Origin of the sequence: Streptomyces griseoviridis (assembly GCF_005222485.1) — a bacterium.
Taxonomy (GTDB): domain Bacteria; phylum Actinomycetota; class Actinomycetes; order Streptomycetales; family Streptomycetaceae; genus Streptomyces; species Streptomyces hintoniae.
Genome location: NZ_CP029078.1, coordinates 5,553,250 through 5,566,076, shown reverse-complemented (window position 1 = coordinate 5,566,076; position 12,827 = coordinate 5,553,250). Strand labels below are relative to the sequence as shown.

The following is a 12,827-nucleotide window of genomic DNA, read 5'->3' as shown; positions in this document are numbered from 1 at the left end:
GGACTAGGGTTTTCGGGAGGAGTCCTTCGTACCTTGGTGCGACAAGGGATTTCACGGGATGAGCGACCCCGTATCACACTCCGTGTGGGCAAGCTCACCTCAGGGGACGGGTCGATACGCCGTGTCGGCAGTCCCTAAAATCGGCTTGTTTCAAGGAGGGAGCCTCAATCGTGCGCAAGGTGCTCATCGCCAACCGTGGCGAAATCGCTGTCCGCGTGGCCCGGGCCTGCCAGGACGCGGGGATCGCGAGCGTTGCCGTCTACGCGGAGCCCGACCGGGACGCTCTGCACGTCCGCGCCGCGGATGAGGCGTTCGCCCTGGGCGGTGACACCCCGGCGACCAGCTACCTCGACATGGACAAGATCCTGAACGCGGCCCGCGAGGCCGGGGCCGACGCCGTCCACCCCGGGTACGGATTCCTCTCGGAGAACGCCGAGTTCGCCCAGGCGGTCCTGGACGCGGGTCTGATCTGGATCGGCCCGCCGCCGCAGGCCATCCGCGACCTCGGTGACAAGGTCGCCGCCCGGCACATCGCGCAGCGCGCCGGTGCCCCGCTGGTGGCCGGCACGCCCGACCCCGTCGACAGCGCGGCCGAGGTCGTCGCGTTCGCCGAGGAGCACGGCCTGCCGATCGCCATCAAGGCCGCGTTCGGCGGTGGCGGCCGGGGCCTGAAGGTGGCCCGCACCCTCGAAGAGGTGCCGGAGCTGTACGAGTCGGCGGTGCGCGAGGCCGTCGTCTCCTTCGGGCGCGGCGAGTGCTTCGTGGAGCGCTACATCGACCAGCCGCGGCACGTCGAGACCCAGTGCCTCGCGGACTCGCACGGCAACGTCGTCGTCATCTCCACGCGCGACTGCTCGCTCCAGCGCCGGCACCAGAAGCTGGTGGAGGAGGCGCCCGCGCCGTTCCTCTCGCAGGCGCAGCTCGACGAGCTGTACGCGTCGTCGAAGGCCATCCTGAAGGAGGCCGGGTACGTCGGCGCGGGCACGGTGGAGTTCCTCGTCGGCCTGGACGGCACGATCTCCTTCCTCGAGGTCAACACCCGTCTCCAGGTGGAGCACCCGGTCAGCGAGGAGGTCGCCGGGATCGACCTGGTCCGTGAGATGTTCCGGATCGCCGACGGCGAGGAGCTGGGCTACGGCGACCCCGAACTGCGCGGCCACTCCTTCGAGTTCCGCATCAACGGTGAGGACCCGGGCCGCAACTTCCTTCCCGCGCCCGGCACCGTCACCCTCTTCGAGCCGCCGTCAGGTCCGGGTGTGCGCCTCGACGCGGGTGTCGAGTCGGGCTCGGTCATCGGCCCGGCCTGGGACTCGCTGCTGGCGAAGCTGATCGTCACGGGACGCACCCGCAAGGAGGCCCTGGAGCGGGCCTCGCGCGCGCTGGAGGCGTTCCGGGTCGAGGGCATGGCGACGGCGATCCCGTTCCACCGCGCGGTGGTCAAGGACCCGGCGTTCGCGCCCGAACTGACCGGCTCCACCGAGCCGTTCACGGTCTTCACCCGCTGGATCGAGACGGAGTTCGTCAACGAGATCAAGCCGTTCTCGGCTCCCGCGGACGGTGAGACGGACGAGGAGCCCGGCCGGGAGACGGTCGTCGTCGAGGTCGGCGGCAAGCGTCTCGAGGTGTCGCTGCCGACGTCCCTCGGGATGTCGCTGGCCCGTACCGGCCTCGCGGCCGGGGCCCGCCCCAAGCGCCGGGCGGCGAAGAAGTCAGGCCCGATGGCGTCGGGCGACACCCTCGCCTCCCCGATGCAGGGCACGATCGTCAAGGTCGCGGTCGAGGAGGGCCAGACGGTCGAGGCGGGCGATCTGATCGTCGTCCTCGAAGCGATGAAGATGGAGCAGCCGCTGAACGCGCACCGGGCCGGCACGATCAAGGGCCTGGCGGCGGAGATCGGCGCGTCGGTCACCTCGGGCGCGGCGATCTGCGAGATCAAGGACTGACCCGCACCGCACTTCCCGGCGGACGCCCGGCACCCGGCAGAACAGCCCGGGTGCCGGGCGTCCCGCGTTCCGAGGGCCGTCCCTCGCACCAGGGCCCGGATGGCATCCTGGAGGGACGTCGCGGCCGAGAGAGGGCGGGTGGAAGTCATGCCGGACACGGCCTTGCCTGGCGCACCGGGAACCGGCGCGCGCACCATGCGGGCGGACGCGCGGCGCAATCACGCGCGGCTGGTCACCGAGGCCCGCGCGGTCTTCGCGGCGCACGGCGCGGACGCGTCCCTGGAGGACATCGCGCGCCGCGCGGGGGTCGGCATCGGCACCCTGTACCGGCACTTCCCGAACCGGCACGCCCTGCTGAGCGCGGTCTTCGAGGACGCGGTGGGCGACCTGCTGACCCGCTCCCGCGAACTGCTCTCGGCCCCCGAGCCGTGCACGGCGCTGGTGACCTGGCTGCGCGAGATGGTCAGGCACGCGGGCGAGTACCGGGGCCTGTCACGGGCGTTGATGACGATGTCGACGGACACGACGTCCACGTTGGCGTCCCGCTGCGGCGACCCGATCCGCGAGGCGGGCGGGGCGCTTCTGGCGAGGGCCAAGGAGTCGAGGGCGATCCGCCCGGACGTCACCATCACGGACCTCCTCCAACTGACCCACGCCATCGCCCTGGCAGCGGAGGAGTCCCCCACGGACCCCACCCTGGCCGACCGCCTCCTGACCCTGACCCTGAAAGGCCTGAAGAACACCCAACCCTGAGGCTCCAACTTCGCCAGCCACGAGAGGCGCGGCCGTCAGGGGCGCGGCCTTTCAGGGGCGCAGCCTTTCAGGGGCGCGGCCTTTCAGGGGCGCGGCCTTTCAGGGGCGCAGCCTTTCAGGGGCGCGGGGAACTGGCGCAACGAGCCATGAAAGGCGCAGCCTTTCAGGGGCGCGGGGAACTGCGCGACCAGCCACAACGGCGCAGCACCGACCCACCACCACAACCCCGACGGCGCCGTCCCGAAGGCGCGGGAAACGGCGCGACAGGCCACGAGAGGCGCAGCCTCTCAGGGGCGCAGCCTCTCAGGGGCGCAGCCCTTCAGGGGCGCGGGGAACGGCGCACCGAGCCACAACCCACCCGCACCAACCCACCGCCACCAACCCGAACGGCACCCCCGGTCAACAGCCGCGCTTCACCGTCGTCGCATATCCGCCACACGCCCCCCGCCCCCCGCGTCCCCCAGCACCGTCGCGGACCGGAGCCCTGGCCCCGCCCCCGGCACCCCGCGTCGGGGACCGGGCACCGGCACGTCCCGGCGGGCAGGCTGCTGCCGGGGCGCGGGCGCGGCACCGGGATGCTCTCCCGCCCCGCCCGCGACAGCGATCTGCACCCCTTGGTCGGCCAGGGCCTGCAACTCCGTCCCGGCGCGGTCGTCGTGGGCGGGCGGCTCGTCGGTCACGAGCCGGGTGATGAGGTCGGTGGGCACGGTCTGGAACATGGTGTCGGAGCCGAGCTTGGTGTGGTCGGCGAGCACGACGACCTCGGCCGCGGCCTGCACGAGCGCCCGGTCGACGGACGCCGACAGCATGTTGGACGTGGACAGCCCGCGCTCGGCGGTCAGCCCGCTCCCGGACAGGAAGGCCCGCGAGACCCGCAGCCCCTGGAGGGACTGCTCGGCGCCGCTGCCCACCAGGGCGTAGTTGGAGCCCCGCAGGGTGCCGCCGGTCATCACGACCTCCACGCGGTTGGCATGGGCCAACGCCTGGGCGACCAGCAGGGAGTTGGTGACGACGGTCAGTCCTGGCACCCGGGCGAGCCGGCGGGCCAGCTCCTGGGTGGTGGTACCCGCCCCGACCACGATGGCCTCGCCCTCTTCGACGAGGCCCGCGGCGAGATCGGCGATGGCCGTCTTCTCGGCGGTCGCGAGATGTGACTTCTGCGGAAAGCCGGACTCCCGCGTGAACCCGCCCGGCAGTACCGCACCGCCGTGCCGGCGGTCGAGGAGTCCTTCTGCCTCCAGTGCGCGCACGTCCCGCCGTACGGTCACTTCTGAGGTCTGGACGACGCGGGCGAGCTCACGGAGCGACACGGCCCCGTTCGCTCGCACCATTTCGAGGATCAATTGGCGACGTTCTGCAGCGAACACGAAACTGACAGTAACCCCAACGACCGTCTGCTTTCAGCAGTATGCGCCGGATAACCGAAGTTGTTCGCACCGTGGCACGTCAGGTGGTATAAGGCCGATCCGGCCCGACTATGCCGCACGCATGCTCGACAACTCACCGTGACCAGCGGGGAGTCGGTTCAGGCCGTCAGACCTCGCCCGCGGTCTTGCGGGTGTGCAGCTGTCGCGCGACCTCGGCGATCGACCCCGAAAGAGACGGGTAGACGGTGAACGCGTTCGCGATCTGTTCGACCGTCAGGTTGTTGTCGACGGCGATCGAGATCGGATGGATCAGTTCCGAGGCGCGCGGCGCGACGACCACGCCGCCGACGACGATGCCGGTGCCGGGGCGGGCGAACAGCTTGACGAAGCCGTCCCTGATGCCCTGCATCTTGGCGCGCGGGTTGCGCAGCAGCGGCAGTTTGACGACCCGGGCGTCGATCCGGCCGGCGTCGACGTCGGCCTGGGTGAAGCCGACGGTGGCGATCTCGGGGTCGGTGAAGACGTTCGAGGAGACCGTCTTGAGGTTGAGCGGGGCCACCGCGTCGCCCAGGAAGTGGTACATGGCGATACGTCCCTGCATGGCGGCGACGGACGCCAGCGCGAAGACGCCGGTGACGTCGCCGGCCGCGTACACGCCGGGCGCGGTGGTGCGGGAGACCTTGTCGGTCCAGATGTGGCCCGAGTCGCGGACCTTGACGCCGGCCTCCTCCAGGCCGAGCCCCTCGCTGTTGGGGATGGCGCCGACGGCCATCAGGCAGTGCGAGCCGGTGATGACCCGCCCGTCGGCGAGGGTGACCTCGACCCGGTCGCCGACCCGCTTGGCGGCCGCGGCCCGGGAGCGGGCCATGACGTTCATGCCGCGGCGGCGGAAGACGTCCTCCAGGACGGCGGCGGCGTCCGGGTCCTCGCCGGGCAGCACCCGGTCGCGGGAGGAGACGAGGGTGACCTTAGAGCCGAGGGCCTGGTAGGCGCCGGCGAACTCGGCGCCGGTGACACCGGAGCCGACGACGATCAGTTCCTCGGGCAGCTCGGTGAGGTCGTAGACCTGGGTCCAGTTGAGGATGCGCTCGCCGTCCGGCTGCGCGTCGGGGACCTCGCGGGGGTGGGCGCCGGTGGCGATCAGGACGGCGTCGGCGACGAGGGTCTCCTCGCTGCCGTCGGCGGCGGTGACGACGACCTTGCGGGAGCCGTCGAGGGACTGCATGCCCTCAAGCCGCCCCCGGCCGCGCATGACGCGGGCGCCCGCCCGGGTGACGGACGCGGTGATGTCGTGGGACTGGGCGAGCGCGAGCCGCTTCACCCGTCGGTTGACCTTGCCCAGGTCGACGCCGACCACCCGGGCCGCCTGCTCGGCGGGCGGGGTGTCGTCGGCGACGATGATGCCCAGCTCCTCGTAGGAGGAGTCGAAGGTCGTCATCACCTCCGCGGTGGCGATGAGGGTCTTCGACGGGACGCAGTCGGTCAGTACCGACGCCCCGCCGAGGCCGTCGCAGTCGACGACGGTCACCTCCGCGCCGAGCTGCGCGGCCACCAGCGCCGCTTCGTATCCGCCAGGTCCGCCGCCGATGATCACGATCCGAGTCACGTACCCCATTGTCCCGCACCCTTCAAGGTGACACCGCACGGGGGCCGCGCGGGCGACGCGCGGGGCCCGCGAAGGGCTCCTCCGGGCAGGTCCGCGCCGCCCCCGGTGCGACGGGAGGGACGGGTGAGCCGACTGCCGTACCCTCGGAGCCATGTCGCTCTACGCCGCGTACGCCGGCAACCTCGACGCGCGGCTGATGACCCGCCGCGCCCCGCACTCGCCGATGCGCGCCACCGGCTGGCTGAACGGGTGGCGGCTGACCTTCGGGGGCGAGCACATGGGGTGGGAGGGCGCGCTGGCGACGCTGGTCGAGGACCCGCTGTCGCAGGTCTTCGTCGCCCTGTACGACCTGGCGCCCGCCGACGAGGAGTCCCTCGACCGGTGGGAGGGCGTCGGCCTGGACATCTACCGCAGGGCGCGGGTGCGGGCGCACACCCTGGAGGGCGAGGAGCCGGCCTGGGCGTACGTCCTCAACGGCTACGAGGGCGGCCTGCCCTCGGCCCGCTACCTCGGGGAGATCGCCGACGCGGCGGAGTCGGCGGGCGCCCCGCACGACTACGTGATGGAGCTGCGCAAGCGCCCCTGCTGACCCGGGCGCCGCCCGTCCCACAGGTTTCGTCGGAAACGACAAGACAACGATCGCCAACCCGTGAGCTCTGTCATCTACGCGCGTAGGCGGAAAGCGGCTACCCTCAACGCCGTGAACGCATCTCTTCTTCCGGACGACATCCAGGGCGACCCCTACGGCGCCGCCGACGCGGCCGCCGCCCGCCTGCGCGAACTGACCGGCGCCGAGACCCACGACGTCGCCCTCGTGATGGGCTCCGGCTGGGCTCCCGCCGTGGACGGACTCGGCGAGCCCGAGGCCGACTTCGCGGTCACCGAGCTGCCCGGCTTCCCGCCCCCCGCCGTGCAGGGGCACGGCGGCCGGATCCGCTCGTACCGCACCGGTGACAAGCGGGCGCTGGTCTTCCTCGGCCGCACCCACTACTACGAGGGCCGCGGGGTGGCCGCCGTCGCGCACGGCGTGCGCACCGCCGTCGCCGCCGGCTGCAAGACGGTCGTGCTGACCAACGGCTGCGGCGGGCTCCGTGACGGCATGCGGCCGGGACAGCCGGTGCTGATCAGCGACCACATCAACCTGACGGCGACCTCGCCGATCGTCGGCGCGAACTTCGTGGACCTGACCGACCTGTACTCGCCGCGGCTGCGGGCGCTGTGCAAGGAGGTCGACAGCAGCCTGGAGGAGGGCGTCTACGCCCAGTTCCCCGGGCCGCACTACGAGACGCCCGCCGAGATCCGGATGGCCCGGGTGATCGGCGCGGACCTGGTGGGCATGTCCACCGTCCTCGAAGCCATCGCCGCGCGTGAGGCGGGCGCCGAGGTGCTGGGCATCTCGCTGGTGACGAACCTCGCGGCCGGGATGACCGGCGAGCCGCTGAACCACGAGGAGGTGCTCCAGGCCGGTCGGGACTCCGCCACCCGGATGGGGTCCCTGCTGGCCCAGGTGCTCCAGCGGATCTGACGGTCCGTCCCCCAGAGATCTCTACCGGAGGTTGAACCGACGTGCACGACGAACTCATCGCGCGGGCGCAGGCCTGGCTCGACGAGGACCCCGACCCGGACACCCGGGGGGAGCTGGCCGCCCTCATCAAGGCCGGGGACGACGCGGAACTGGCCGAGCGGTTCGCCGGCACCCTCCAGTTCGGCACCGCCGGGCTGCGCGGTGAGCTGGGCGCGGGGCCGATGCGGATGAACCGTTCCGTCGTCATCAGGGCCGCAGCCGGGCTCGCCGCCCACCTGCGTGCGGGGGGCCAGGGCGACGGGCTCGTCGTGATCGGCTACGACGCCCGGCACAAGTCCGCCGACTTCGCCCGCGACACCGCCGCCGTGATGACCGGCGCGGGGCTGCGCGCCGCCGTCCTGCCCCGGCCGCTGCCCACCCCGGTGCTCGCCTTCGCGATACGCCACCTCGGCGCGGTCGCCGGCGTGGAGGTCACCGCGAGCCACAACCCGCCCCGGGACAACGGCTACAAGGTCTACCTCGGCGACGGCTCGCAGATCGTGCCGCCCGCCGACGCGGAGATCGCCGCCGAGATCGACGCCGTCGCGTCGCTGCACGACGTGCCGCGCCCCGAGGACGGCTGGGAGATCCTCGACGACTCCGTCCTCGACGCCTATCTGGCCAGGACCGACGCGGTGCTGGCCGCCGGTTCGCCGCGCACCGCGCGGACCGTCTACACGGCGATGCACGGCGTCGGCAAGGACACCCTGCTGGCCGCGTTCGCGCGGGCCGGGTTCCCGGCGCCGGTGCTCGTCGCCGAACAGGCCGAGCCCGACCCGGACTTCCCGACCGTCGCCTTCCCCAACCCGGAGGAGCCGGGGGCCATGGACCTGGCCTTCGCGCAGGCCCGCGAGACCCGCCCCGACCTCGTCATCGCCAACGACCCGGACGCCGACCGCTGCGCCGCGGCCGTCGCGGACGGCGACGGCTGGCGGATGCTGCGCGGCGACGAGGTGGGCGCGCTGCTCGCCGCGCACCTGGTGCGGCGCGGCGCGGTCGGCACGTTCGCCGAGTCCATCGTGTCGTCGTCGCTGCTCGGCCGGATCGCGGAGCGGGCCGGGCTGCCGTACGAGGAGACCCTCACCGGCTTCAAGTGGATCGCCCGGGTCGAGGGGCTGCGCTACGGGTACGAGGAGGCCCTCGGGTACTGCGTCGACCCGGAGGGCGTCCGCGACAAGGACGGCATCACGGCGGCGCTGCTCCTGGCCGAGCTGGCGTCCGAGCTGAAGGAGGCGGGCCGCACCCTGCTCGACCTGCTCGACGATCTCGCCGTCACGCACGGGCTGCACGCCACCGACCAGTTGTCGGTGCGGGTGGCGGACCTGTCGGTGATCTCCGACGCCATGCGGCGGCTGCGCGAGCGGCCCCCGACGGCGCTCGCGGGGCTCGCCGTGACCCGCGCCGAGGACCTCAGCCGGGGCACCGGGACCCTGCCGCCCACCGACGGGCTGCGGTACACCCTCGACGGCGCCCGGGTCATCGTCCGCCCGTCGGGCACCGAGCCGAAGCTGAAGTGCTACCTGGAGGTCGTCGTCCCGGTCGGCTCGCACGCCGAGCTGCCCGCGGCCCGCGCCCGGGGCGCCGAACTGCTGGCCGCCGTCAAGCGGGACCTGTCGGCCGCCGCCGGGATCTGACCGGCGGGCGGGCACCGGAAGAACCGTCGACGCGGGGGCCGGGCCGGGGCTTGCACGCCCCGGCCCGGCCCCGACTCGTCGCGGGGTCGGGACGGCGGCCGTCGGTGAGGCCCTCCCTGCCACCCCAACGGGTGAATTGGGAGGGGCCCTTGACCGGGGGTCCACGTCTGCCCCGGGCCGCCGGGCAACCGTGGGACGGCAACGTCCCCGTCGAGCCCGCCCTGGAGCCGCCGCCGTGTCCACGACCGCCTTCCGGCCGACACCCCGCGCGACCGCCGCGCCCGCCGGCCCGCCACCGTGCCACCCCCTCCGCCGCGCCGCCCCCGCGCTCCTCGCCTACCTCGGCGTGCGCGGCCTCGGACTGGCCCTGCTCGGCCTCTGGGCGCACCGGCGCCACCACGGCGTCTGGCCGATCCTGGCGACCAAGTGGGACGCCGACTGGTACCTCGGCATCGCCGACCACGGCTACGCGCACACCCTGGGCACCGCCCGCTCCTCGAACAACCTGGCGTTCTTCCCGCTCTACCCGTATCTGACGAAGGCGGTCGCGGCCGTCACGCCCGGCTCCCGCGCCTCGGTCGGCCTGGCCATCGCCGTGGCCGCGTCGGTGGCCGCCGCGTGGGGGGTCTTCGCGGTCGGCGACCGGCTGTACGGGCGCCGGGTCGGGATCATCGTCACCGTGCTGTGGGCCGCGCTGCCGGTCGGGCCCGTGCAGTGGATGGGGTACACCGAGTCGCTGTTCACGGCGTTCGCCGCGTGGGCGCTGTACGCCGCCCTGACCGACCGCCCGCTCACCGCGGCGGCCCTGGCCTGCCTGGCCGGTCTCACCCGCCCGACCGGCGTGGCGGTGGCCGCGGCGGTGGCCGTCTGGGCGCTGTGGCGGCTGCGCCGGCGCCCCCGCGACCCGCGGCTGCTCGGCGCCGTCGTCCTCGCGCCGCTCGGCTGGTGCGGGTACGTCGGCTGGGTGGCGCTGCGCCTCGGCCGCTGGGACGGCTACTTCGCCGTGCAACGGCTGTGGCGCAACGACCTGGACGGCGGGGTGGAGACCCTGCGCCGGTTCCGTGAGCTGCTCGCCCACGACCCGACACCGCAGCTGTTCCTGCTGGTCGTGACGGGCACGCTGCTGGTGTCCGCGGTGCTGTTCGGGCTGGCGGTCGCGGACCGGCAGCCGCTGCCGCTGCTCGTCTTCACGGGGGTGCTGCTGGTCATCGTGCTGGGCAGCGGTGGCGTCTACTTCCCGCGCGCCCGCTTCCTGATGCCGGGCTTCCCGCTGCTGCTGCCGCTCGCCCTGCACCTCGCCCGCGCCTCCCGGCGCCACCGCGCCCTCGTCCTGACGGCGGCCGTCGGCGGCTCCGCCTACCTCGGCGCCTACATGTCGGTGGTCTGGCACAGCGCGCCCTGAGCGACCGGGCGAGGGCATGAGAAAAGGCAAGGAGCGCGCCCCTTGCCACTCTCAACGTATAGCGCACCGGGGGGCTTGCGGCAAGGCCCCCGTCGTGACGCAGAATCGCTGGCCCGGACCAGGAATGACGAAAAATGGGAGACTCACGACGTGCGTGCGCTGTTGTCGGTCGATGGATCCTTCCGTGACGCCGGAGCGCGCGGGGCGCGCGCCGGTCTCCGCGGGCGCCGCCCCGGATCGGAGCCGTCGGTATGAACCCCTTGACCACCAGCGCGTTCGACCTGCCCGAGCGGCTCGCCGCCAAGGCGGACCCGGCGCTGATCGCCCGTGACGAACGGCACTTCGAGGCCGTCGCGGAGAGCCTCGCGCAGACCGTCGCCGAGCTGACCGAGCGGCTCGACGCCACGCTGCGGGCGCCCGGCGGCCTCGGCAGGGGCGCGATGGAACGGGACCTGGAGGTGCACCGGCTGGCCGGCAGGCTGCGCGCCCTGCGCCGTTTCGGCCTCGATCTCTGCCTGGGCCACATCGTGCCCGCGGACACCTCGGAGCCGGTGTACATCGGACGGCTCGGCCTGACCGACGCCACCGGCCGCAGGCTGCTGCTCGACTGGCGCTCCCCCGCCGCCGAACCGTTCTTCGCGGCGACCCACGCCGACCCGATGGGCCTGACCAGCCGCCGCCGCTACCGCTGGACCCGCGGCCGGATCAGCGACTACTGGGACGAGGTGTTCACCGCCGACGGCCTCAGGGACCACGCGGCCCTCGACGACCAGTCCGCCTTCATCGCCAGCCTCGGCGGCGACCGCTCGCCCCGGATGCGGGACGTGCTCGCCACCATCCAGGCCGACCAGGACGCCATCATCCGCGCCGGTTCGCGCGGCGCCCTCGTCGTCGACGGCGGTCCCGGCACCGGCAAGACCGTCGTCGCCCTGCACCGCTCCGCGCACCTGCTCTACTCCGACCCGCGCCTGGGGCACCGCAAGGGCGGGGTGCTGTTCGTCGGCCCGCACCAGCCCTACCTCGCGTACGTGGCGGACGTCCTGCCCAGCCTCGGCGAGGAGGGCGTGCAGACCTGCACCCTGCGCGACCTCGTCGTCGAGGGCGCCCGCGCGGCGGCCGAGGCCGACCCCGAGGTGGCCCGTCTGAAGGCGTCCGCGCGGCTGGTGACGGCGATCGAACCGGCCGTCCGCTTCTACGAGGAGCCGCCCGCCGAGGGCATGACGGTCACCACCCACTGGAACGACATCCCGCTGACCGCCGACGACTGGGCCGTGGCCTTCGACGCGGCGGAACCCGGCACCCCGCACAACGAGGCCCGCGAGCAGGTCTGGGAGGAGCTGCTCATCCTCCTGATGGACAAGCACGACGGCGACGCGCCCGCCGCCCTGCTGCGCAGGTCGCTGCTGGGCAACCGGGAGCTGCGGACGGCGTTCGGCCGGGCCTGGCCGCTCCTCGAGGCGGCCGACCTGGTCGGCGACCTGTGGTCGGTGCCCGCCTATCTGCGCCGCTGCGCCCCCTGGCTCGGCCCCGACGAGGTGCGCCGCCTGCAACGCGCCGACCCGCAGAACTGGACCGTCTCCGACCTGCCGTTCCTCGACGCGGCCAGGCAGCGGCTCGGCGACCCCGAGTCGGCCCGCAGACAGCGCAGGCAGAAGGCGTCGGCCGCCGCCGAACGCGAGCGGATGTCCGGCGTCATCGACAACCTGCTGGCCGCCGACCCGGACGGCGAGAGCGCGGTGACGATGCTGCACGGGCAGGACCTGCGAGACACCCTGGTCGACGAGAACACCCTGCCCGCCGCCGACCCCGAGCCGCTCACCGGCCCGTTCGCGCACGTCGTCGTGGACGAGGCGCAGGAGCTGACGGACGCCGAGTGGCAGATGCTGCTGCTGCGCTGCCCGTCCAGAAGCTTCACCATCGTCGGGGACCGCGCCCAGGCCAGGCACGGGTTCACCGAGTCGTGGCGGGAGCGGCTCGAACGGGTCGGGTTCGACCGGATCGACGTGGCGTCCCTCAGCGTCAACTACCGCACACCGGAAGAGGTCATGGCGGAGGCCGAGCCGGTCATCCGGGCCGCGATCCCGGACGCCAACGTGCCGACGTCGATCCGCGGCGGCGGCCTTCCCGTCGTCCACGGGCCGCTCGCGGACCGGGACACGGTCCTGGCGGAGTGGCTCGCCGCGCACTCCGAGGGCGTGGCGTGCGTGATCGGCGATCCGACGTTCCGCCCAACGCCCCGGGTGCGGTCGCTGACGCCGGAACTGGCGAAGGGCCTGGAGTTCGACCTGGTCGTCCTGGTGGACCCGGACGCGTTCGGCGCCGGCGTCGAGGGCGCCGTCGACCGCTATGTGGCGATGACCAGGGCGACCCGGCAACTCGTGGTGCTCACCAGCACCTGAGCGACCTCACGGCAGCAGCACGGGGAAGGCAGCCCGGACGGCGGCGATCAGCGGGGCGAGCGGGCGGGACGGCGGCGCCGCGGCCCGGTGCCCTGCCCGGTCGCCGTCCCGGGGACGGCAGCCGTCGGGTGTCCCGGCGGCGGGCAGCGGGACCGGCCC

Annotated in this window: 9 protein-coding genes; 7 read left to right on the top strand and 2 right to left on the bottom strand. The window is 73.5% G+C overall.

All coding sequences use genetic code 11. The annotated features are described in order from the left end of the window. The first annotated feature begins 170 nt into the window (after positions 1 to 170). Together DDJ31_RS24160 and DDJ31_RS24155 are read left to right on the top strand one after the other, a co-directional pair. The gene (locus tag DDJ31_RS24160) at positions 171 to 1,943 is read left to right on the top strand and encodes an acetyl/propionyl/methylcrotonyl-CoA carboxylase subunit alpha (RefSeq protein ID WP_127178279.1); all 1,773 of its coding nucleotides are present in this window, start codon (positions 171 to 173) and stop codon (positions 1,941 to 1,943) included. Between the two features lie 147 nt (positions 1,944 to 2,090). Then, positions 2,091 to 2,696: a TetR/AcrR family transcriptional regulator gene (locus DDJ31_RS24155; protein WP_431027385.1), complete on the top strand. Its 606-nt coding sequence runs from the start codon at positions 2,091 to 2,093 to the stop codon at positions 2,694 to 2,696. A gap of 413 nt (positions 2,697 to 3,109) precedes the next feature. Here the strand turns inward: DDJ31_RS24155 and DDJ31_RS24150 are convergent, their stop codons facing one another. Continuing rightward, on the bottom strand, positions 3,110 to 4,063 hold the full coding sequence (locus DDJ31_RS24150; protein ID WP_127178280.1) for a DeoR/GlpR family DNA-binding transcription regulator: 954 nt from the start codon (positions 4,061 to 4,063) through the stop codon (positions 3,110 to 3,112). Positions 4,064 to 4,229: 166 nt separating this feature from the next. Next, on the bottom strand, positions 4,230 to 5,678 hold the full coding sequence (locus tag DDJ31_RS24145) for an NAD(P)H-quinone dehydrogenase (protein ID WP_127178281.1): 1,449 nt from the start codon (positions 5,676 to 5,678) through the stop codon (positions 4,230 to 4,232). Between the two features lie 142 nt (positions 5,679 to 5,820). On the opposite strand from DDJ31_RS24145, the gene DDJ31_RS24140 reads away from it, so the two are divergent. The 5 genes from DDJ31_RS24140 (at position 5,821) to helR (ending at position 12,668) form a co-directional block, all read left to right on the top strand. Next, complete coding sequence (locus tag DDJ31_RS24140; protein WP_127178282.1) at positions 5,821 to 6,258, top strand: gamma-glutamylcyclotransferase; 438 nt, start codon at positions 5,821 to 5,823, stop codon at positions 6,256 to 6,258. A 111-nt stretch (positions 6,259 to 6,369) separates the two neighbouring features. Further along, complete coding sequence (locus DDJ31_RS24135; RefSeq protein ID WP_127178283.1) at positions 6,370 to 7,194, top strand: purine-nucleoside phosphorylase; 825 nt, start codon at positions 6,370 to 6,372, stop codon at positions 7,192 to 7,194. A gap of 41 nt (positions 7,195 to 7,235) precedes the next feature. Next, positions 7,236 to 8,867 (top strand): phospho-sugar mutase, encoded by a 1,632-nt coding sequence (locus DDJ31_RS24130; protein WP_127178284.1) that lies wholly within the window; start codon positions 7,236 to 7,238, stop codon positions 8,865 to 8,867. Positions 8,868 to 9,102: 235 nt separating this feature from the next. Further along, the gene (locus tag DDJ31_RS24125; protein WP_127178285.1) at positions 9,103 to 10,269 is read left to right on the top strand and encodes a glycosyltransferase family 39 protein; all 1,167 of its coding nucleotides are present in this window, start codon (positions 9,103 to 9,105) and stop codon (positions 10,267 to 10,269) included. 251 nt (positions 10,270 to 10,520) lie between these two features. After that, positions 10,521 to 12,668 (top strand): RNA polymerase recycling motor ATPase HelR, encoded by a 2,148-nt coding sequence (gene helR, locus DDJ31_RS24120; protein ID WP_127178286.1) that lies wholly within the window; start codon positions 10,521 to 10,523, stop codon positions 12,666 to 12,668. Positions 12,669 to 12,827: the final 159 nt, after the last annotated feature.

What these genes read in the sequence shown, in the direction of transcription:
- helR (WP_127178286.1), top strand. Translation starts at nt 10,521, where the DNA reads ATGAACCCCTTGACCACCAGCGCGTTCGACCTGCCCGAGCGGCTCGCC.
- DDJ31_RS24145 (WP_127178281.1), bottom strand. Translation starts at nt 5,678, where the DNA reads ATGGGGTACGTGACTCGGATCGTGATCATCGGCGGCGGACCTGGCGGA.
- DDJ31_RS24140 (WP_127178282.1), top strand. Translation starts at nt 5,821, where the DNA reads ATGTCGCTCTACGCCGCGTACGCCGGCAACCTCGACGCGCGGCTGATG.
- DDJ31_RS24155 (WP_431027385.1), top strand. Translation starts at nt 2,091, where the DNA reads ATGCCGGACACGGCCTTGCCTGGCGCACCGGGAACCGGCGCGCGCACC.